Here is a 21,118-nt window from a genome sequence, read left to right as displayed (position 1 = left end):
ATCTGCTCGTCCGGCCATTGCATCGTGTGATGCAACCGGGTAATAATTGGATGCAATATCCGGGGCCGAGCGGGCCCCTCGAGGAAGGGGTTCCCGTGCTCTCCGCAGATCACCCGAACGCGCTGTGGCTGTCCGACCTTTATCGCGGCGGAGCGGCGATCATCGCCGATACGAGTCTCGACGAGGCAGAACGCGCGCGGAAGACCGCCGAGCACCGGGCACGCGTCTTCGAACGCATCTCCCCCGACATCGTCATCCACACCGGTGGTGTGCGCCTCGCCGCCACGGGCGGGCGGGAGTTCATGCTGCGATACATCAAGCGCCGTGAGCAGCTCACCGAAGGGGATGTGCAGCCCGTCGAGTTCGGACTCATCCTCGCCGACGACCATTACGGCATCACCCACGGCACCTTCCGAAACGTCCGCGGAGGCGAGGTCTGGACCCGGATCGGGATGGGCGCATGGCGCTTCGAAGACGGCATCGCGGTCGAGCACTGGGAGCTGTCGAACGGCCCCAAGTGGGACGAGTGGTTCCTGGCCGCCGACCCCGAGTTCGAGGGCCACGCGATCGACTTCTGGACCAAGGGCGTCTGAGCCCCCGACGCGGAGGCTTCCGCACGTCGACAAGAGGAGAACACACACGATGAGCGATATCGACGAAACCGTCTACCCGGCTGTCGCCGGAGACGAGCTCATCTTCGAGAACGACCGCGTCCGCGTCTGGGCGATGAACCTGCCCGCCGGCGGCATGTTCGACTTCCACCAGCACCACCACGACCACATCATCATCTGGCCCGATCCGGGCCGTGCCGAGGCGCAGGACCTCGGCGACGAGGACTGGTCGGTCAAGCAGAACGCGGAGCGCGGATACGTGGCGTTCAAGACGGTCGGTCGCAGCGGGCCGCTGCGACCGCACCGCATCCGCAATCTCGAAGACCACCCGGTCACGCACTACATCGTCGAGCTGATCAGCGAGGAGTCGCCGAGCGAGACGGCTCTGCCGGCCGAGAACAACGGCCGCGGAACGTCGTCCCGGCCGGGAGCGATCGTGCGCACCCCGCCCACCGACCGGAACATCCCCCCGGTCCCCGCCTCCTGACATGGCCGCAGACGGGCGCCGTGTTCCGCTGCACGCGATGGTGCCCACTCCGTTCACGGAGGACGGCAGCGCGATCGACGCCGACTCCCTGACGCGTCTGGCGACGACCATGATCGACCGCGGATGCGACGGGGTCGTCGCCCTCGGCGTCATAGCCGAACCGGCGTCTCTCACCCTGCGCGAGCAGCTCAAGACGGTCGAGGTGCTCTCCGCGGCGGTGCCCGATGCGGAGCTCACGCTGACTCTCATGTCGCTGGGCTCGCAGGCGGGCGCCGCCGCGGCCGAAGAGCTCGTGCGCCGCACGCGCGGCTCCGTGACGTCAGTCATGGTCCCCGTCACCGACAGCGATCCGGATAGCCTGCGCCGCGATCTGATCCGGGCGCACGAGTGGTCGGGGGCTCCCCTGATCGTGCAGGATTTCCCGGCATCGAACGGCGTGCACATCGCGGTGGACGACCTCGCGTCCGCCGTCGCGGATCTGGACTTCGTCACGGCGATCCGCTGTCAGGCCCCGCCGACGTTCTTCCGCATGCAGCAGCTGCGGGACCGCACCGAGGTGCCGGTCATGTCGGGCTTCGGCGGCGTAGGACTCGTCGACGAGCTGCTGTCCGGCTCCTCCGGGGTCGTGTGCGGCATCTCGCGCCCCGAAGTCATCGCACACGCTCTGCGCGCGTGGGAGCGCGGCGACATCGACCGCGCTCGCGCGCTGACGGCCGAGCTCAGTCCGCTGATCCACTTCGAGACGCAGGCGAAGACGAGCATCGGCATCCGCAAAGAGCACTGGCGCCTGCAGGGCGTGATCGCGTCCTCGACGGTGCGTCCGCCGGCGATCCCCTACCAGGCGTCGTTCCGGCGCCTGAGCGCACTCCACGGATTCGACCTCGATATCCCTCCTTCGGAAAGGTGACCCCACATGGTGCTCGCTCCCGTGCAGACGCGCGGCCCCCTGCAGAGCGCTCAGGCGCAGCTGCGGGAAGCGGTGGAATTCCTCGGCTACGACGAAGGCGTGCACGCGAATCTGTCGCGCGCACGCCGTGAGCTGGCCGTCAGCATCCCGCTCATGCGGGACGACGGGAGCGTCGAGGTGCTCACCGGCTACCGCGTGCAGCACAACTACTCCCGCGGACCGGCCAAAGGCGGCGTGCGCTTCAGCGAGTCCGTCGACCTCGACGAGGTGCGCGCTCTGGCCATGTGGATGACGTGGAAGTGCGCCCTCATCGACGTGCCGTTCGGCGGGGCGAAGGGCGGGGTGTCGCTCGACCCCGCCCGGTTCAGCCTGCGCGAGCTCGAGCGGGTCACGCGCCGCTACACGAACGAGATCGCGCCGCTCATCGGTCCGGAGCGCGACATCCCCGCACCCGACATCGGCACCGACGAGCAGACGATGGCGTGGATGATGGACGCCTATTCGACATCCGCCGGAGTCCTGGTCCCGGGAGTCGTCACGGGCAAGCCGATCGGCGTGGGCGGCTCCCAGGGCCGGGCGGCCGCAACGTCGATGGGCGTCGTGTTCATCGCGATGCGCGCACTGGAGTCGCTCGGCCTCTCCCCCGCGTCGGCGACCGCTGCCGTGCAGGGGTTCGGGAAGGTCGGTCGCGACGCGGCCCTGCTGCTGCGACGACGCGGGGTTCGCGTGCTCGCGGTGAGCGACAGGTACGGCGCCGTCGCCGCCCCGGGAGGACTCGACATCGATGCGCTCGCGCTGCACGTCGACACGACCGGCACGGTCGTCGGGTTCCCGGGCGCGGAGCCGATCGATCAGGCGGAGCTTCTCGAGCTCGACGTGGATGTGCTCGTGCCCGCGGCCGTCGAGATGGCGATCACGGAGCACAACGCACCGCGCATCCGGGCGAAGGTCATCGTGGAGGGCGCCAACGGGCCGACCACGCCCGAAGCCGACACCGTCCTCGAGGACCGCGGTGTCATGGTGGTGCCCGACATCCTCGCAAACGCGGGCGGCGTCGTCGTGAGCTACCTCGAGTGGGTGCAGGGCAAGCAGCGCTACTGGTGGACCGCAGCCGAGGTGGAGTCGAAGCTCTCCGCGAAGATGGACGCGGGGTGGGAGGCGGTGTCGTGGGAGGCACGACGCACATCGAGAACCCTCCGGCAGGCCGCCACGGCGCTGGCCGTACGGCGCGTGGCCGACGCGCACCGGATGCGCGGGCTCTACCCCTGACGCCGGGGGCGCGAAGAGAGAGGGCGGATGCCGCGGCATCCGCCCTCTCTCTTCGCGTGGGTCAGACCCTGCTCGCCTCCTGCTGCCTCAGCCACTCGTGCTGGGCCTCGACCGCCTCCGCCGTCGCGGGGATGTTGCGGTCGATGGATCCCGCCACGTGGGCCTGCGCGCGCTCGACGTAGGGACGCTGGCGCTGCTCATACTCGGCGAATGCGGCGGCGAGGTCTCCGGGGTGCGCGGCGAGCGCGTCGGTGAGGAACCGCCCCGCGCTGATGCCGAGCGACGTTCCACGCCCCGCGAGCGGCGACGCGCAATGCGCGGCGTCGCCCACAAGGACGACGTGCCCCTTCGACCACGTGTCCATGTAGGTCTGCGCGCACTCGTCGAAGTAGAGCCCTGAGCTCTCCAGCATGCGCTCGACCAGTTCCTGGGTGCGCCACCGCTCGTCGCCGTCGAAGATGCCGCGGATCGCCTCGCGGACGGCGGCCGGATCACGGTAGTCGATCGTCAGCTGGGGAGACCGGACGTAGCCGCCGATGAGCTCCGTGTACGGCGTCTGCAGCAGACCGAGCATCCGGCCCGGCGCGAGATGCAGATACGAAGGCTGACCGTCCGCGGGCGGACCGACCGGCGCGAGGAAGATGTAGGCGCCGAGGAACCGCACGTAGTCGGGTTCGGGGCCGAAGACCAGCGAGCGGATGAGGGAGTGCACCCCGTCGGCGCCGACGACGACGTCGTAGTCGTCCTCGGTGCCGTCGCTGAGCACGACGTGGACCTTGTCCGGCCCGTCGGCGATGGCGGTGACGGTGGTCGAGAAGCGCAGGTCGGTGTCGGGAGCGAGGGCGCCGGCGAGGATGCGCATGAGGTCCGGACGTGCGATCTCGATGTCGTCGTCGCTGTCGTTGAGGTAGTGCGTCGACATCACCGCGACGCGCTCGCCGTCGTCGTCGACGAACACGGAGTCGGCCGACGTGCGGATCTCATCCGCCTTGAGCTGGTCGTAGAGGCCCAGGGCTTTGACCATGTCGAGGGTGTCTCCGCGGACGTCGATCGGCGAGCCGGACGTGCGGAACTCGGAAGCCCTCTCGAGCAGCGTGACGACGTGCCCGGCACGCTGGAGGTGGGCTGTGGTCGAGAGGCCGGCGACGCCGGCGCCGATGACGAGTATCTTCATTCGGTTTCCGATCATTCTTGTGGGTGACGATGCTGTGCGGGTGCGGACTCAGTGACTCGGTACGGAGGCGAGGAGTGAACGGGTGTAGTCGTCGCGCGGTTCGTCGAGCACCTGGTCGGTCGGTCCGGACTCGACGATCTCGCCCCGGCGCATGACGTAGACGCGATCCGTGATCTGGCGCACGACCGCGAGATCGTGCGTGATGAAGACGTAGCCGATGCCGAGCTTCGTCTGCAGGTCGCGCAGCAGGTTGAGGATGTGCGCCTGCACCGAGACGTCCAGAGCCGACACCACCTCGTCGCACACGAGCACGTCGGGGTCGCGCGCCAATCCGCGCGCGATCGCCACGCGCTGACGCTCCCCGCCGGACAGCTGCGCCGGCATCCGCTTCGCGTAATCCGGCGGGAGACCGACAAGCTCCAGCAGCTCCGCCGTGCGCTCATCCAGCTTCTCGAGCGACACCAGTCGCAGCGCTTCGCGGAGCGTCGATCCGACGGACCGGCTCGGGTTCAGCGTCGAGGACGGGTCCTGGAAGGCCATCTGCACCGTGCTGCGCACGCGGTCGCGATCCGCGCGCGACAGCCGCGACGAGAGCTCGACACCGCCGACCTGCACCGACCCGCTCGACGGGAGGGTGAGGCCGACGAGCATGCGCGCCAGCGTGGTCTTGCCCGACCCCGACTCGCCCACGATCCCGACGCTCTCACCGCGCCGAACCTCGATCGTGGCGCCGGCGACGGCGACCTTCTCTCCGTACACGCGGCGTGCGTCCCGGGTCGTGATCACCGGGGCGGCCGGCACGGCGAGCGAGCCGGTGTGCGGCTGATCCCTGCGTGCCATCGCGAGCGCCTGCAGGCCGTCGCCGATCTCGGCGAACCGGATGCAGCGCGCCGCGTGGTCCTCCCCGACCTGGAGCAGCTCGATCGGCCGCTCCCGGCACGCGTCGACCGCCCACTCGCAGCGCGGCGCGAACCGGCACGCGGCGGGACGTCGTCCGGGCGGCGGCACCGACCCCGGGATGCTCGCCAGCTTCTCGACTCGGCGGTCGATCGGCGGATCGGCGGCGAGCAGACTCGCGGTGTACGGATGCTTCGGCTGGTCCATCAGCGTCGACGCATCCGCCGTCTCGACGATCTGACCGGCGTACATCACGTACACGCGGTCGCAGAGTGAGAACGCCACGCCGAGGTCGTGGGTGATGAGCACGACCGCGATGCGATGCGTGGTGCGCAGGCTGTTGAGGAGGTCGAGGATCTCCTTCTGCGTGGTCACGTCGAGCGCGGTCGTCGGCTCGTCCGCGATGATCACGCGCGGGTTGCGCGAGATCGCCGCCGCGATGCCGACCCGCTGGCGCATGCCCCCGGAGAGCTCGAAGGGGTACTTGTCGGCCACGGCCGGATCGGTGATGCCCACCTCGGCCAGACGACGGACGACCTCCTCTCGACGACGCGCTCCCGAGAGTCGTCGACCGTCCGGACCCGTGAGTGTGACGGCGAGCTGGGCACCGCACGTCTCCATCGGGTTGAGCATCGTGAACGGATCCTGCATCACCATCGAGATCTCGGTGCCGCGCAGGCGCCGCATGCGACGCTCGGTGAACCCGGTGGTGTCGCGTCCGCCGAGATGCACCGCGCCATCGACCGTGAGGCCCATCGGAAGCAGTCGCATGAGCGCCTTCGCCGTCACGGACTTGCCGCTGCCGGACTCGCCCACGATGGCCACCGCTTCTCCGGGGGCCACCGTCAGGTCGAGGTCCTCCGTGATCGGCACCGGATGACCGTCGCGCTGCGCCGTGACCGTGAGGCCGCGCACCTCGAGCGCGGGAGGAGCGATGGTCGTGGTCGTGGTCGTGGTCATAGTGATCGCTGTCGTCATCGCTGACGCTCCTTGGCCTCGTAGCGGTTGTACAGCCAGTCGCCCACGACGTTCGTCGACACCGCGAGGAGCACGAGCAGCACGCCCGGCGCGATGGTGGCCCACGCGTTCGCGGAGATGGACGCGCGATTCTCGAACATCATGCGCCCCCAGTCCGACGCGCCCGGCGGCACGCCCAGCCCGAGGAAGGACAGGGTCGACACCTCGATGAGCCCGTACGTGAACTGCAGGAACAGCGTCGCGACGATCAGGGGGCGCAGCGTGGGGAGCATCTGCGTGAACAGGATGCGCACCGGAGACGTGCCGACCGTGCGCGCCGCCTCTATATACGGGAGCCGCACGCGCTCCATGGCGGCGGCGCGGAACAGGCGGGTGCTGGAGGGAAGTCCGAAGATCGTCAGGATGACGATCGCCATCACGAACCCGCCGCCGGTGACACCGACGACGACGATGGCGACCAGCAGCGCGGGGACCGCGTACAGCACGTCCACGATGCGGCCGATGAAGGTGTCGACCCACCCTCCCGCGTATCCGGCGATGAGACCGATCGTCAGACTCAGCGCGACGATGCCCGTCGCCAGGCCCAAGGGCGCGAGGAACGCGGTGCGCGCGCCGGCGATCACGCGGGAAAGGACGTCGCGACCGAGCTCGTCGGTGCCGAGCCAGTGGGCGGCGCTCGGACCCTGCAGCGCGGCCGCCGCGTCGATGCGATCCGGATCGAGCGGTGCGATGCCGGGGAACAGCACCATCACGATCACCCCTGCGAGGATGACGAGCGCGATCGTGACGGTGACCGGGGGCAGCGAGCCGACTCCCCATCTGGTGCGCCTGACGGCGGGGATGACGGATGTCGCGGTCATGCGTCCGCCTCCATTCCTCTCCGGATGCGTGGATCGACGATGATGCACAGGACGTCGACGATGATCGTGACCAGGACGATCGCGACCGCGATCACCAGCGTGATGCCCTGGATCATCGGGATGTCGCGCGAGCCGATGGCCGTGATGAGGAGCGAGCCGATGCCGGGAAGGCTGTAGATCTGCTCGACGATGATCAACCCGGTCATCAGGCCCACGATGACCGAGCCCGCCCACGTGATGAGCTGGACGGCCGAGTTCCTGAAGATGATCCGCCCGAAGATCGCGCGGGGCGACACACCGCGCGCCTTCGCGAACGCGTACTGATCCTCCTCGAGCACCTGGGCGAACCTCACACGACTGATGCGCGTCGTGGATGCGAGCATCACGATCACCATCGTGAGAGCGGGAAGCACGAGGTGATACAGCGTGTCGAGGCCGCCCGAACCGGACCCGAAGAAGGGGAACCAGCGCAGCTGCACTCCGAACACCGTCGAGATCAGCAGACCCGTGGCGAACATCGGCGCCGTCGCGCCGACGACGGTGATGCCGACGATCGTCCGATCCAGCAGCTGACCGCGCTTGCGCGCCGAGATGTAGCCGAGCGACACCCCGAACACGAGCGCGGTCGTCCACGTGATGATGATCAGCGGAATCGTCACACCCGACAGCGCGCGCCCGATCGCGTCGGCCACCGGCTCTCGCAGCATGAACGAGGTGCCGAGATCACCGGTGAGCGCGCTGCTGATGTACGTCCAGTACTGGACGGGGAGCGGGTCGTCCAGCCGGTAGAGCTCACGGATCGCCGCGAGCTGCTCGGGTGTGGCATCGAGGCCCGCGATCGCCACCTCTGGTCCGCCCGGTGCGGCGTGGATGAAGAGGAAGATCAGCACGGTCACGATGAACAGCACCACGACGCCGGCCAGCAGTCGTTTCGCGATCACGGTCGCGATCAGCCGAACCTCGCTCCACCGCACCGCCCGGCGATGATCGAGAGCGTCCGGCCCGGCGGCCGCGAGCGACATCGGCGCCGGTTCCTTCACCGAACTGAAGCTCATGATGCGGGCGCGATGATCTCGTACAGCGGCGACAGCCACCAGAACCCGTTGAGGCCCGACACCGTCGTGTCCTCCGCCGTGAAGAACACGAGGTTCGGGTACAGCAGCGGCACCGTGGGACGTTCGGCGTGGATCTCGGTGAGCACGTCCAGCAGCAGCGGCTGACGTTCGGCCGAATCGACCGGAAGCTCGCGGTACTCCGCCAGCCCGGCCGCGACCGCGGCGGAATCGAGCTGCGACACGTTGCTGAAGATGCCGGGCGTGTACGCGTTGAAGAGCATGCCGGCCGGTTCCGGCGACCCGGCCGACCACGAGTCGATCGACAGACCGTCGATGTCCTTGTCGAAGTAGACCTGCTGGATGTAGGTGTTGTCGTCCAGCGGAGCGAGGGTCATGTCGACACCGATCTCGGCGAGCGACTGGGCGACGATCTGCGCGATGAGCGTCTGGGCGGGGTCGCTCTGCTGCACGGGCACCGTGAATGAGAAGCCGTCCGGGACGCTCGACTGGGCGAGGTATTCGCGCGCCTGGTCGAGATCGAGGTCGAAGTCCCGCGCGAACCCGTCGTATGCCTCCGCCACGGGACCCGGCTCTCCTGCCACCTCGAGGATGGGCGGGGGCACGAGTGCGTCAGCCGGCTCGGCGTGGTCGTTGAAGACCGCGCCGATGATCGCGTCGCGATCGACCGCGTGGGAGATCGCCTGACGCACCGCGAGCTCGTCGAACGGCGGCTTCGTGAGGTCGAAGTTGATGCGATAGGTCGACGTGTCGGTGATCTCCGACGCCACATAGCCGGGCACGGCCGACAGAGCCTTCACTTGGGAGAGCGGCGGCAGGAGCAGTGCGTCGTAGTTGCCCGACTGCAGCGCGAGGAGGCGGCTGTTGTCGTCCTTCGGCGCCGTGAAGGCGATCGACTCGTACGGGGCCTCTTCGCCCCAGTACGACGGGTTGCGCACGAGATCGACCTCGGCGGATGCCTTGAACTCGTCCACCACGTAGGGCCCCGTGCCGATCTGCGGCGCTCCGGGCGTGCCCGCCTGTCCACCGTTGGCTTCGTAGTAGGCCGCCGAGACGATGCCGGTCTTCGCGACCGTGTAGGGCCACTCGGGATCGGACGCCGAGAGCTTCACCGTGACTTCGTCCTCACCGGTCGCTTCGACGGACTCCACCGCGCCCCAGTAGCGCGCCATGACCGAGGTGGACTCCGGGTCGCGGTGCAGGTCGAACGTGTAGACGACGTCGTCGGCCGTCAGCGGCGTTCCGTCGGAGAACGTGACGTCGCGGAGTGTGTAGACGAAGGTGAGCGGATCCGGCTGCTCGACGCTCTCCGCGAGGCGCGGCACGAACTCGCCGTCCGGCGTGTAGACGAACAGCGGCTCGTTGACGAGCAACTGGATGCCGAGGGTCTGGGCGGCGTTGTCGCGAACGTCCAGCGTCGGACGCAGGATCGGGAAGATCACGTCGAGCGAGCTGTCGCCGGGCGCGGCCTCCCCCGAAGAGGCGCACCCCGTCGCGGTGATGAGGGTGAGGGCGATCAGCGCCGCGCCGACGGATCGGCGCCGGCGGCGTTGGTTCGGTTGTGACATCCGGAGACTCCTAGTGCAGAGAGGGACTGACGAAGTTGAGATGCAGTTGACGCATGATTGCATCCAATCTGCGAGAAGGCAATAGTGCGGCGGGCAATTTCACAAAGCGTTCACATCACCGCCCCGCCGCATACCCCTGCGCCCCACGCGGGTTGGCCGCTGCTCCCACGAGCCCGGTCCGGGCGTCGCGAGTGACCGCCGTGAGCCTGCTCAGCGCCCAGCCCCCCGCACGCGCGACGCGGTGGCCGCGCAACTCGAGGTCGGCGATCACGTCGTCTCCGAGGCGATCCTCGACGACCGCACCTCCCGGAGTCCACGTGCGTGGCCAGAAGCTGTTGGGGAAGCTCGTCGTGTGGAAGGCGGGGGCCTCTATCGCCTGCTGGGGAGTCATCCCCCCGACGAGCATCCGCACCAGGAAGCCGGCCTGCCATTGGTCCTGCTGGTCGCCCCCGGGGGATCCGAATGCCGCGACGACGTGGCCGTCGCGTGCGAGGAGGGAAGGCGTGAGGGTCGTCCGGGGCCTGGCTCCCGGCCTGAGTGCGGCGGGACTGCGCGGATCGAGCCACGTCATCTGGAGACGTGTTCCGAGGGCGAATCCGAGCGCCGGGATGGTCGGTGACGACTGAAGCCAGCCGCCGGAGGGGGTGGCCGAGACCATGTTCCCCCAGCGATCGACGACGTCGAGGTGACACGTGTCGCCGCGCACCGCGCCCACCGCGGAGACCGTAGGCTCCCCGGTCGACGCGGCGGCGGCCTCGGCACGGTACGCCTCGCGCAGGGGCGGCAGGAACCGACGCCCGCCGTCGAGATCACCTGGCCGCAGCTCGAGCGAAGCGCGGTCGGTGATGAGGCGGCGGCGCTCGCGCGCGTACTCGGGCGAGAGCAGGTGCTCGAGCACATCGGGAGCGATGTGCGCGCCGTAGTAAGTGTCTCGATCCGCGAGCGCGAGCTTGAGCGCCTCCAGCACCCGATGCACCCCCGCTGCGGTGTTCAGGTCGAGGTCCTCATCGTCGAATCCGTCCAGGATCGCCAGCGTCTGCAGGAGCATCGGCCCCTGCGACCACGGACCCGCCTTGAGCACGTCGTAGCCGCGGAAGGCGCCGCGGACAGGTCGCTCGTAGGTCGCCTGGTGCCCCGCGAGATCCGCGTAAGTGAGCACGCCGCGGTGGACCGTGCCGCTTGCGTGCATGTGAGGGGTGGAGGAGACGAACCGGTCGATCTCCTCGGCGACGAAGCCCTCGCGCCATTCGCGACGCACCGCGTCGATGCGCTCCTCCCGCGTCTCACCGCGCTCCGCCGCGACGAGGCGCTCGAGGGTTCGGGCGTACGTGGGATTCCGCACGATGCTCCCCGCGGCCGGGACCGCACCGTCGACAAGCCAGAGATCCGCGGACGTCGGCCAGTGATCTCGGAAGAGGCCGGCGACGCCGGCGATCGTGTCGGCCGCCTTCGGCAGAAGCGCATGGCCGCGCCGCGCGTACTCGATCGCCGGCTCGAGCACGGCGCCGACCTCCCACGTTCCGTAGTCGCGCAGAAGCATGAGCCAGGCGTCGACCGCCCCCGGGATCGCCGCCGCAAGCGCACCCGCACCGGGAACGAGGTCGAGTCCCTCCTCCCGGAACCTCTCGATGGTCGCACCGGCCGGAGCCGGACCCTGGCCGACGACGGTGACCGGCTCGCCGTCGGCGGGAGCTGCGAGCGCGACGAGATCCCCGCCCGGCCCGTTGAGGTGCGGCTCGACGACGTGGAGCACGAACGCCGCCGCGACGGCTGCATCGAACGCGTTGCCCCCACGCTCCAAGACGGATTGCCCGGTCGCCGATGCGGTCCAGTGCGTCGAGCTGCACATGCCGAACCATCCGAGGAGATCCGGCCTCGCCTGCAGCTGGTCCTGGCTCATGGGTCCTCCAAGATTGGATTTACATACGTTCAGATTGGATGCAACACTATGGCACAATGGTGCGAGATCAAGTGAGTCCCCTCGTGGGACGATGAGACGAACGCACGTGGACAATGGCGTGTTGGCTGCTGCACGACGACAGCGGATGTCGGTCGCACCAGCACCAGGAGCGAGGATTCGGTGACAGTACCCGTCGACAGCAGTGAGTACGTCTCGCCGGCTGATCGCATCGTCACGACGCTGCAACGGCGAGTCGTGAGCGGTGAGATCGCGATCGGCACGTGGCTGCGGCATGATGCCCTGGCGGCCGAATTCGGCGTCAGTCGCACCCCCGTGCGCGAGGCTCTCCGCGTGCTCGCGGCGCAGGGGATCGTGACGATCGCGCCGAATCGAGGCGCCCGCGTCAACGGGCTCTCCGTACGCGACATCCGTGAGATGGGCGAGGTCCGGGCCGAGCTGCAGGGACTCGCCGCCGAACTCGCGGCGATCCGAATCAACGACGATCAGATCACGCGCCTGTTCGCAGCGTGGGACGAGTTCCGCGAGGCACTCGAGCGCGGCACGTCGTCCGACGACCTCGGCGCCCTGTGGGCCGACGCGAACGAGCGCTTCCACTCGGTCGTCGTCGAAGCGGCCGACAACCGGCAGCTCGCCCTCACGATCGCGGAGCTGCATCGACGCGTCCCGCGCAACCTCTCCTTCGGCGGCTACGCGGGGAACACGCATCGCCTCCGCCTGAACCTCGCCGAACACGACGAGATCGCACGTGCCATCGCCGACCACGATCCGGTCCGCGCACGCGAGCTCACCGAGGAGCACTACCGCAAGGCGAACGAGTCGACGGCGCGCTGGGTCGAGACGCGTCTGTCCGAGCAAGGCGCATAGCGCGTGGGGGCATCAGATCAGCCGCGGCGCAGTGCCGCGGCATCCGTCCTCCTGTTCGTCTCCATCGGCCTTCTGACCGGGTTCCTGTCGGGTCTGTTCGGCGTCGGCGGCGGTGTCGTCATCGTGCCGCTGCTGGTTCTCCTCCTCGGCTTCGACCAGCGGCGCGCCGCCGGCACGTCGCTCGCGGCGATCGTGCCGAGCGCGGCCGTCGGCGTCGTCTCTTATGCCCTCAGCGACGCGGTGGCGTGGATCCCGGCGCTCATCCTCGCGGCCGGCGCGGTCCTCGGCGCACAGTTCGGGACGTGGCTGCTTCCGCGCGTGTCACAGACGGCGCTGCGCTGGGCGTTCGTCGGGTTCCTCCTGGCGGTGATCGTAAGCCTTTTCGTGGTGATCCCCTCACGCGACGTCCAACTGACGCTCTTGTGGCCGGCGGTCATCGGCCTCGTCGTCCTCGGACTGGCCACAGGGACCGTCTCCGGACTGCTCGGAGTCGGCGGGGGCATCATCGTCGTGCCCGCGCTGATCCTCGTCTTCGGCACGAGCGACCTCCTCGCGAAGGGCACGTCCCTGCTGATGATGATCCCGGCCGCGATCTCGGGCACCGTCGGCAACATCATCCGGCGGAACATCGATCCGCTGGGCGCGGTGTGCGTGGGGCTCGCGGCGTGCACGACGACGGCGCTCGGCGCATGGGTCGCAACATCCATCGACCCGTTCACCGCGAACATCCTGTTCGCCGTCTTCCTCGCGTTCATCGCGACGCAGATGGCGCTGAAAGCGGTGCGCGGCCGCCGGCGCTGAGCGCAGCTCTCCGATGAATGAATGAAGGGCCCCGCATCCGCGAGGCCCTTCATTTTTCGGTGGCGAGTGAGGGATTCGAACCCCCGAAGGCAATGCCAGCTGATTTACAGTCAGATCCCTTTGGCCGCTTGGGTAACTCGCCGGGTGCGCACCCGCCCGGCTTGTACAGTCGACCGGAGGCGCGATCAACAATCCTACCTGCTCAGACGGAGTGCTCGAAATCGGCGCAGAGCCACCGTCCGATCAGGTTCCGAGGCGGTCCAGATCGGGCCCGACAAGGGCCGACGGCAGGCGCAGCAGCGCCCCCTCGAGCCGGCACGTCGCAGCCGCGACGTCCATCGCGCGCTCGAGCACCGCGCCCCACGCGTCGGCGTCCTCAGGCCAGCCGGATGCGAGCGCGGCGAGCACCGCTGCGAAGGCGGCGTCGCCGGCGCCCATCGTGTCGACGATCCGGCCGGGAAGGTCGGAAATGGGGCGGGTCGCCGCATCCGTCGCCGTCTCGATCGCCGCACCGGAGGCGCCCTCCGTCGCGAAGACCGCGCCCACCCCGAGGTCGATGAGCCGCGGTGTCACGGCATCGATCGGCTCGCCGTACAGGAGCTCCGCGTCGTCGACGCCGATCTTCACGAGGGCCGAGCGGGCGGCGAGGCGCTCGAACCCGCGCACGAACTCATCGCGATCGCGCATGAGATCGTCGCGGGGGTTGGGGTCGATCGCCACGCGCGCGCCCGCCAGCGCGAGCGCGAACTCCTCGGTCTGCTCGACGTCGTCGAACGGGAAGCAGCTGATCGCGACGAGCGGCGATGCCGCGATCGCCGCGCGCTCTTGATCGCCCAAGCGGATGCGCCGCGCCTTCGCCGCGTCGTTGAACACGTACACGGGCTCTCCCCCACCGGTGCGCGTGCTGACGGCACGCGACGAACCGAGGAGGGACGGCGTCGCGATGAGCTCGACGCCGTAGTCGGAGAGGTATGTGCGGATGCGCGAGCCCGGCTCGTCGTCGCCGACCATCGCGATCAGCGTCGAAGGCACACCCAGCCGGCTGAGCCCGACCGCGACGTTGAGAGCGGCACCCCCGACGAACTCCCGCACGCCGTGGTCGTCGCGGAGTTCGTCGATGAGCGCGTCGCCGATCACGACGACGCGATCGCTCATGCGGCGCTCCCCTCGAGCACGCGTTCGACGAACGCCTCGGTGCGCTCACGGGTGCCGTCGATGCGGCGGTCGACGCTCGCCCGGATCTCGTTCGGGGCGAGGGGCGCGGCGAGCCGCACGTTCTCGTGACACGAGAGGTCGGCGCACATGTAGGTGCCGACGCTGTCGCCGTGGCGTCCGGCCGGACCCGCCTTGCGCGCGGTGAAGAGCGACACCTGGTCGGCGGGCTGCATCGTGTGGCACAGGTTGCACATCGCCGAGCGGGCTCGCGACGAGCCCTCCGCCGCCCTCAGCACGATGCCGGTCGGCGCACCGTCGACTTCCGCGATCACATACCCGCGACTTCGCGTGCGGGGATCACGCCACGCGAGGAAGTCGAGGTGATCCCAATCGGTGAGCAGGAAGTCCGGCGGCAGAGCGATGAGCCGGAGTTCTTCGGGGGCGGCATTCACGAACGATGCCAGGACGTCGTCTTCGGTCAGCGGGCGCATGGAACCTCCTCGCCGTCAGTGCCCCAGTCTAAGTCGTCGCGGAGGTCGTCTCCTCAGGCTCGGGCTCGGCCGCGGCATCCGTCGTCTTGCGCTCACGGATGAGGAAGCCGAAGCCGAACGCGATGAAGAACATCAGCACGCCGTAGACCGCGGCCGGCAAGCTGAGCTCGGTCGAACCGAGCACGGACTGCGCGATGACGATCGCGAGCGTCGCGTTGTGGATGCCGATCTCGAACGACGACGCGATCGACTGGCGCTTGCCGACCTGGAACACCCGCGGTGCCCAGTACCCGACGGCGAGGCTGATGACGCAGAAGACGATCGTGATGGCGGCGAGGCGCCCGAAGTTGGCGATCAGCAGATCCCAGTTCGACGCGACCGCACCCGCGATCACGACGATGAGGATGATGATCGACGCGATGCGCACGGGCTTGTCCATGGCCTTCGCGAACTTCGGCCAGAGGTGCCGCACGACCATGCCGAGCGCGACCGGCAGCAGCACGATCGCGAACACCTCGAGCGCCTTCGACCACTGCAGTCCGAGCTGGTCGTCGAAGGGGTTGAAGTACGCGATCGCGAGGTTCGTGATGATCGGCAGCGTCACGACGGCGATGACCGAGTTCACCGCGGTCAGCGAGATGTTGAGCGCGACGTCGCCGCGGAACAGATGGCTGTAGAGGTTCGCGGTCGTGCCTCCGGGCGACGCGGCGAGCATCATCATGCCGACGGCGAGGATCGGCGGCAGCTGGAACAGCAGCACGAGGCCGAAGCAGATCGCGGGAAGCAGGATGAGCTGGCAGAGCAGAGCGATGATCACCGCCTTCGGCTGCTTCACGACCCGAGCGAAATCGCCGGGAGTCAGACTCAGGCCCAGGCCGAACATGATGATGCCGAGGGCGACGGGCAATCCGATGGTGGTCAACGCTGATCCCATGGGACTCAGTGTGTCGGATGCCGATACCCGGCGTCACCCTCCGTCATCGCTCTGTGGAGAACGCCTCCCAGCCCAGGCGCTGCGCGACCGCATCCGCCGCCCGCGAAGGGAAGGCATCCCACCCGGGTTCGAGCACCTCGCGCATGAACGCGAGCAGCTCGCGCGCAGCGTCCTCGGTGGGGCGCTCGAGCGCTGACGCGATGCGCGCACCCCACTGCGGGTGATCGCGCTCGAACCGCCGCACGGGGTCGATCGCGTCGCGAAGCGAACCGGATGCCTCGGCGAACCGCCCCCGGATCGCACGCACGAGGTGCTGCACCGCCCATTGCCGGATGAACTGCCCGCCGTTCAGCACCTCGCCGCGTCGCACGCGCCCGACGCCGATGAGCAGCTTCACGAGCACGAGGCGCACGTCGTTCCCGGGGTCGAACCGGTCGGCGGACTCGGCGCGGGCACGAGCGCGTTCGATGAGCGCGGCGGTCGTACCGCGCTCATCGTCGACCACCACGGTCGCATCGCCGGCCACCGCACCCGCGAGCTCTCCGGCTTCCGAGAGCGCGAACTCGAACACGTGCCCGTCGTCGTACACCGCGACGAAGCCGATCTCGCCCTCACGGGCGGTGAGCACGATGCGGTCCCGATCGGGCAGCCACGACAGGTCGGGGCGCACCTCCGCACCCCGACCGTCCTCGACGATCGCGAAGAAGTCGTGATCCGACCATTCATCGCGGCGGCTGGATGCCTCGTCCGACGCCGATCCGAGCAGCACGAGTCCGATGAGCCCGTCGCGAGCGCGAACGCCTTCCGCGAGCCCGGCGCTCAGCGCGTCGAAGCGCTCCGCGCTCACCATCACGGCACCGCGACGCCGGGAAGCGCCCACGCGGCGAACGCCGGACCCTCCGCCGACAGCAGCACCGAGCCGTCGCCGGCGACCCCGAGCGTCGCGTCGCCGAAGAGCGCCTCCGCCCGCGCGGCACCCGGCACGACGCCCGCCGGCAGCGCGACGTCGACGTCGCCGCGCGACGCCAGCACGAGGATCGTCTCGTCCGCCGACTCGCGCACGAACGCGAGCCCCTCGTCGTCGACGTGCACCCAGCGCAGGCCGCCCGTGGCGAGCACCGGGTGCTCGCGCCGCAGGCGGATGAGGTCGCGGTACAGGGCGAGGCGGGCCGCGGCATCCGGTTCGTCCTCCGTGCCCCAGGGCATGGGCGTACGGCTCATCTCGCCGTCGACACCTGTGAGCCCGAATTCGTCGCCCGCGAACAGCACCGGCACGCCGGGCAGGGTCACGGAGAGCCCGACAGCGACCGGCACCACGCCGGACGCGGCGTGCGTCGCGAAGCGGCCGGTGTCGTGCGTGTCGAGCGCCTGCATGTTCCCGAGGCGCACGCGCCACGGGATCGACCCCGTGAACCGCACGACCGCGTCGGCGAACTGCTTCGCGGTGTAGCGCGGCATGCCGCCGATCGGCTGTCCGAAGAACCAGGGCTCGGTGCGCCACTCGCCTTCGGCGGTGAGATACGGCTCGCCGCTCGGCTCGCACAGCCACCCCCACAGCGGGCGCGTGAACGACGGATACGTCATCGCCCCGTGCCAGCCGTCGCCCTGCAAGTCGCTCGCGGCGTCGTTCGTCGATTCGGCGAGGAGGATCGTGTCGGGGTTGATCTCCTCCATCGTCTGACGCAGCAGCCGGCGCACCTCGGCGTTGAGGTCGATGTCGCCGAGGCGTCCCGTCATGTTCGCGACGTCGATGCGCCAGCCGTCGGTGTTGAACGGCGGCTTCAGCCATTTCGCGACGACCGAGTCGGGGCCGGCGATGAACCGGCGCCGCAGCTCCTCCGACGCCCAGTTGAACTTCGGCAGCGTCGGTGTGCCCAGCCACGACTCGTACTCGGTGTTGTCGTCGTTCAGGAAGTAGTAGAAGTCCTCCTCCGGCGCGCCGGGGTGGCCGTAGGCGGACTGGAACCACTCGTGCCGGTCGCCGGAGTGGTTGCTCGTGAGGTCGCCGATGACACGGATGCCGCGCGCATGCGCCGCCTCGACGAGCCGTACGAGCGCCTCATCGCCGCCGAGCAGCGGGTCGACGCGATCGAAGCTCGACGCGTCGTAGCGGTGGTTCGACGCGGCGGGGAAGACCGGCGTCAGGTACAGGAGGTTGACTCCGAGCTCGACGAGGTGGTCGAGGTGCTCGACGATCCCGTCGAGGTCGCCGCCGTAGAACTGCTGCGAGCGGCCGGGGAGCACCGGATCCACCGGGTCGTCCCACGCGGCGGGGATCGCCCAGTCGGGCGTCGGGTGTCGGTCTGCCTGCGCTGAGCGCGCGAACCGGTCGGGGAAGATCTGGTACATCACGCTGTCGAACAGCCACGCGGGCGGCGCGGGGTGGGCGACGAGCGCGAAGTCCTCGGCGTCGAGCGTCTCGATCCGGTGCAGGCCGGTCTGGTTGAGCCACTCGATCGTGCCGTCTTCGTGCACGAGCAGCCAACGGTAGCCGTGACGTCGGTTGCGGACGGTGACGGGCGCCTCCCACCAGTCCCATCCGTCGGCGGAGCCGAGCAGTGCGGCATCCGTCCACTCGGGTTCGTGGTCGGGGTTGGAGCGTGTGCGCACAGCGCTCAGGGGCCCGTAGCCGGAGGGCACACGAAGCCGGACGGTGACGGTATCGCCCAGCTCGGGGGCGAGGTTCGAGACGTACAGGGGCGAACCGTCGTGGTGCGGGATGAGGGTGGTCACGGACGAGCCTTTCGAGACGAGGCGGCGGCGCCGCCGATGGAAGCGACGTGGTTGCACGGCCGCGCCGTGACAGAGCCCTCAGATTGTTGTTCAGTTGTGCGCGAGTCGATTGTAGGACTACGACCGGGACCCGATGTGGATCGCAGCGGCACCCAGCGGCTCGAGCTCGAACACGACCTCGCCGTCTCCGACGGTGTAGGTCTCTCCGGCGATCACGTCCCGGTACTCCCCCGCCGGGAGCGACGTGGGGATCGCGATGGTCTCGGGCTCGGAGCCCACGTTGACGGCGACGACACCGCGACCTTCGCGCTCGAATCCGTAGGCGTCGCCTTCGTCCACACCGGGGAGCCGTGGGGCGTCGCCGGCGAACGCGCGGAACTCGAGCATGCCCGCGATCGCGGTCCACGCATGGACGCACGTGCGCTCGCCGTCGTCGTACGACTCGGCCGGTCCGGCGACGCCGTCGCACGCGGTGTCGAGCACGCGGCCGTCGGCGCCGATCGGCGCGCCCGCATCGCGGTCGGAGAACGCGTACCCGGAGTAGACGACGGGTGTGCCGTAGTCATCAGCGAGCATGAGCGCGTTCGCGATCACGTACAGCCCGCCGTCGCGATAGGTCACGTCGGCCTCGCCGCGCTCGGTGTCGTGGTTGTCGACGAACACGATCGCGCGATCGGATGCCACGTGCAGCGGCCGCTCCCCGTCGAGCTCCGGGTCGTTGAAGACGCCGTTCGCGAGCGGCGGCGTCAGGTCGCGCGCGTAGGTGAACTCGAAGACCTCCCCGAACCCGGCGTACTCCTCGGGAACGATCGGCTCTCCAGCGCCCCTGATGACCTCGCTCATGACGCGCGTGCCCTCGGGCAATGCCGCGACGATCGCCTCGACATCGTCGGCGGCCATGTGCTTCGCGGCGTCGATGCGGAACCCCGCGACACCGAGCGACAGCAGGTCGTCGAGGTAGGCGACGATCGTGCCGCGCACCTTGTCGCTCGCCGTGTCGAGGTCGGCGAGGTTCACGAGCTCGCACGTCTGCACCTGCTCGCGCGAGTCGTAGTCCTGGATGTCGTCGTTCGCCGTGAGGCCGCAGCGGTGGAAGTCCTCTGCCGTGTACAGCCCGGGGTACTCGTAGTGCTCGTACGGCGTGCCCGCCCAGCCCTCGCCAGGCGCGTCCTGCCCGGTCATGTGGTTGACGACGGCATCCGCGATGACGTCGACGCCCGCCGCGCCGCATCGCTCGACCATGTCGGCGAACTCGTCGCGCGTGCCGAGGCGCGTCTCGAGCTCGTAGCTCACCGGCTGGTACGACGCCCACCACTCATCGCGCTGGATGTGCTCGTTCGGCGGTGATGTGAGCACCCACGCGAAGCCGTTGGGGCCGAGGGTCGTCTCGCACTCCTCGGCGATCGACGTCCACGGCAGCTGGAAGAGCTGCACGCCGACGTCGGGCGCCGCCCGCTCGGCTGTCGATGGCGAGGCCGTGCATCCGGCGAGCGCGAGGACGAGCGCGACGACGGATGCGCCGACGAGGCGCGCCGGGCGAGGCATCCGCTATTTCACGCTTCCGGCCGTCAGGCCGCCGACGATGTACTTCTGCAGCGCCAGGAACAGCGCGACCGGCAGGATCGCCGCGAGCACCGCGCCCGCCGCGAAGATGCTCCAGTTCTTCGAGAACTCGTCGGATACGAACTTGTACAGGCCCACGGCGAGCGTCTGCTTGTCGGGGTCGATGAGGATGACGCTCGCGAGCATGAACTCGCTCGCCGTTCCGATGAACGACAGAAGTCCGACGACCGCGAGAATCGGGGCAACGAGGCGCAGGATGATCGTGAAGAAGATGCGCGCGTGGCCCGCACCGTCGATCTTCGCGGCCTCGTCGATCGAAGACGGCACCGTGTTGAAGAAGCCGTACATGAGGTACGTGTTCACGCCGAGTGCACCGCCGAGGTACACCATGATCAGGCCGATCTGGGTGTTGAGCCCGAGCGCCGGGAAGATGTCGCCGATCGCGACCATGAGGAGGAAGATCGCGACGGCGGCGAGCATCTGCGGGAACATCTGCACCACGAGCAGCGTCGTGAGCCCGACGCGGCGCCCCGTGAAGCGCATGCGCGAGAACGAGTAAGCCGCGAGCGCGCCCATGAGGACGGTGCCGGCAGCGGTGACGAGGCCGATCACGAGGGTGTTGATGTACCAGGCGCCGTACGGATGCCGCGGGCTGTTGAACAGGTCGACGTAGCTCTCGAAGTTGAAGTTCGAGAACAGACCGTTCGCGGTGAGCAGCGTGCCGCCCGGGTTGAGCGACGCCGAGAACACGTACAGGAGGGGGAAGATCGCGAAGATCGCGACGCCGATGCCGACGAGGTGACGCCATCCGGTCTCGCGGAAGTACCGCTTG

The 21,118-nt window shown here is 69.1% G+C and carries 19 protein-coding genes and 1 tRNA gene; 6 read left to right on the top strand and 14 right to left on the bottom strand.

Annotation, left to right across the window (positions count from 1 at the left end):
- Positions 1-95: 95 nt before the first annotated feature.
- The 4 genes from VFF97_RS12015 to VFF97_RS12000 are packed head-to-tail and all read left to right on the top strand — an operon-like array spanning position 96 to position 3,274.
- The gene (locus tag VFF97_RS12015; protein ID WP_325033730.1) at positions 96-593 is read left to right on the top strand and encodes a hypothetical protein; all 498 of its coding nucleotides are present in this window, start codon (positions 96-98) and stop codon (positions 591-593) included.
- A 49-nt stretch (positions 594-642) separates the two neighbouring features.
- Positions 643-1,098, top strand: coding sequence for a hypothetical protein (locus tag VFF97_RS12010; protein ID WP_325033729.1), 456 nt, complete (start codon positions 643-645; stop codon positions 1,096-1,098).
- A gap of 1 nt (position 1,099) precedes the next feature.
- The gene (locus tag VFF97_RS12005; protein WP_325033728.1) at positions 1,100-2,005 is read left to right on the top strand and encodes a dihydrodipicolinate synthase family protein; all 906 of its coding nucleotides are present in this window, start codon (positions 1,100-1,102) and stop codon (positions 2,003-2,005) included.
- A gap of 6 nt (positions 2,006-2,011) precedes the next feature.
- On the top strand, positions 2,012-3,274 hold the full coding sequence (locus VFF97_RS12000) for a Glu/Leu/Phe/Val dehydrogenase (protein WP_325033727.1): 1,263 nt from the start codon (positions 2,012-2,014) through the stop codon (positions 3,272-3,274).
- A 61-nt stretch (positions 3,275-3,335) separates the two neighbouring features.
- Here the strand turns inward: VFF97_RS12000 and VFF97_RS11995 are convergent, their stop codons facing one another.
- From VFF97_RS11995 to VFF97_RS11970, 6 genes are all read right to left on the bottom strand, one after another.
- A complete protein-coding gene (locus tag VFF97_RS11995; protein ID WP_325033726.1) occupies positions 3,336-4,448 on the bottom strand; it encodes an FAD-dependent oxidoreductase in 1,113 nt (370 codons plus the stop codon).
- Positions 4,449-4,496: 48 nt separating this feature from the next.
- The gene (locus VFF97_RS11990) at positions 4,497-6,323 is read right to left on the bottom strand and encodes an ABC transporter ATP-binding protein (protein ID WP_325033725.1); all 1,827 of its coding nucleotides are present in this window, start codon (positions 6,321-6,323) and stop codon (positions 4,497-4,499) included.
- Entirely contained in the window at positions 6,320-7,183 is an 864-nt protein-coding gene (locus VFF97_RS11985) for an ABC transporter permease (protein ID WP_325033724.1), read from the bottom strand. Before VFF97_RS11985 ends, VFF97_RS11990 begins: the two co-directional genes overlap by 4 nt.
- Complete coding sequence (locus VFF97_RS11980; protein ID WP_325033723.1) at positions 7,180-8,223, bottom strand: ABC transporter permease; 1,044 nt, start codon at positions 8,221-8,223, stop codon at positions 7,180-7,182. Before VFF97_RS11980 ends, VFF97_RS11985 begins: the two co-directional genes overlap by 4 nt.
- Positions 8,224-8,234: 11 nt before the next feature.
- Entirely contained in the window at positions 8,235-9,824 is a 1,590-nt protein-coding gene (locus VFF97_RS11975; RefSeq protein WP_325033722.1) for an ABC transporter substrate-binding protein, read from the bottom strand.
- A 115-nt stretch (positions 9,825-9,939) separates the two neighbouring features.
- Positions 9,940-11,724 carry a gamma-glutamyltransferase family protein gene (locus VFF97_RS11970; protein ID WP_325033721.1) on the bottom strand — a complete coding sequence of 595 codons (1,785 nt, stop codon included), beginning with the start codon at positions 11,722-11,724 and terminating at the stop codon, positions 9,940-9,942.
- Positions 11,725-11,904: 180 nt separating this feature from the next.
- On the opposite strand from VFF97_RS11970, the gene VFF97_RS11965 reads away from it, so the two are divergent.
- Both VFF97_RS11965 and VFF97_RS11960 read left to right on the top strand, forming a co-directional pair.
- The gene (locus VFF97_RS11965) at positions 11,905-12,609 is read left to right on the top strand and encodes a GntR family transcriptional regulator (RefSeq protein ID WP_325033720.1); all 705 of its coding nucleotides are present in this window, start codon (positions 11,905-11,907) and stop codon (positions 12,607-12,609) included.
- Positions 12,610-12,612: 3 nt separating this feature from the next.
- Positions 12,613-13,410: a sulfite exporter TauE/SafE family protein gene (locus VFF97_RS11960; protein WP_325033719.1), complete on the top strand. Its 798-nt coding sequence runs from the start codon at positions 12,613-12,615 to the stop codon at positions 13,408-13,410.
- 60 nt (positions 13,411-13,470) lie between these two features.
- Here the strand turns inward: VFF97_RS11960 and VFF97_RS11955 are convergent.
- The 8 genes from VFF97_RS11955 to VFF97_RS11920 form a co-directional block, all read right to left on the bottom strand.
- Positions 13,471-13,552 (bottom strand) — tRNA-Tyr (locus tag VFF97_RS11955).
- Between the two features lie 101 nt (positions 13,553-13,653).
- Complete coding sequence (locus VFF97_RS11950) at positions 13,654-14,565, bottom strand: PfkB family carbohydrate kinase (protein WP_325033718.1); 912 nt, start codon at positions 14,563-14,565, stop codon at positions 13,654-13,656.
- Entirely contained in the window at positions 14,562-15,056 is a 495-nt protein-coding gene (locus tag VFF97_RS11945) for an FBP domain-containing protein (protein ID WP_325033717.1), read from the bottom strand. The genes VFF97_RS11950 and VFF97_RS11945 overlap by 4 nt, the downstream gene beginning before the upstream one ends.
- 28 nt (positions 15,057-15,084) lie before the next feature.
- Positions 15,085-15,990, bottom strand: a complete 906-nt coding sequence (locus VFF97_RS11940; protein WP_325033716.1) for a bile acid:sodium symporter family protein — start codon at positions 15,988-15,990, stop codon at positions 15,085-15,087.
- Between the two features lie 43 nt (positions 15,991-16,033).
- Positions 16,034-16,840, bottom strand: coding sequence for a hypothetical protein (locus VFF97_RS11935; protein WP_325033715.1), 807 nt, complete (start codon positions 16,838-16,840; stop codon positions 16,034-16,036).
- Complete coding sequence (locus VFF97_RS11930; RefSeq protein ID WP_325033714.1) at positions 16,840-18,723, bottom strand: glycoside hydrolase family 13 protein; 1,884 nt, start codon at positions 18,721-18,723, stop codon at positions 16,840-16,842. Before VFF97_RS11930 ends, VFF97_RS11935 begins: the two co-directional genes overlap by 1 nt.
- A 117-nt stretch (positions 18,724-18,840) precedes the next feature.
- Positions 18,841-20,268 (bottom strand): alpha-amylase family protein, encoded by a 1,428-nt coding sequence (locus VFF97_RS11925; protein ID WP_325033713.1) that lies wholly within the window; start codon positions 20,266-20,268, stop codon positions 18,841-18,843.
- 3 nt (positions 20,269-20,271) lie between these two features.
- The coding region (locus tag VFF97_RS11920; protein ID WP_325033712.1) for a sugar ABC transporter permease at positions 20,272-21,118 on the bottom strand (847 nt) is incomplete at its 5' end.

Origin of the sequence: Microbacterium sp. (assembly GCF_035687345.1) — a bacterium.
Taxonomy (GTDB): domain Bacteria; phylum Actinomycetota; class Actinomycetes; order Actinomycetales; family Microbacteriaceae; genus Microbacterium.
Note: the sequence above shows the minus strand (reverse complement) of the source record. Positions and strands in the feature narration are given on the sequence as shown.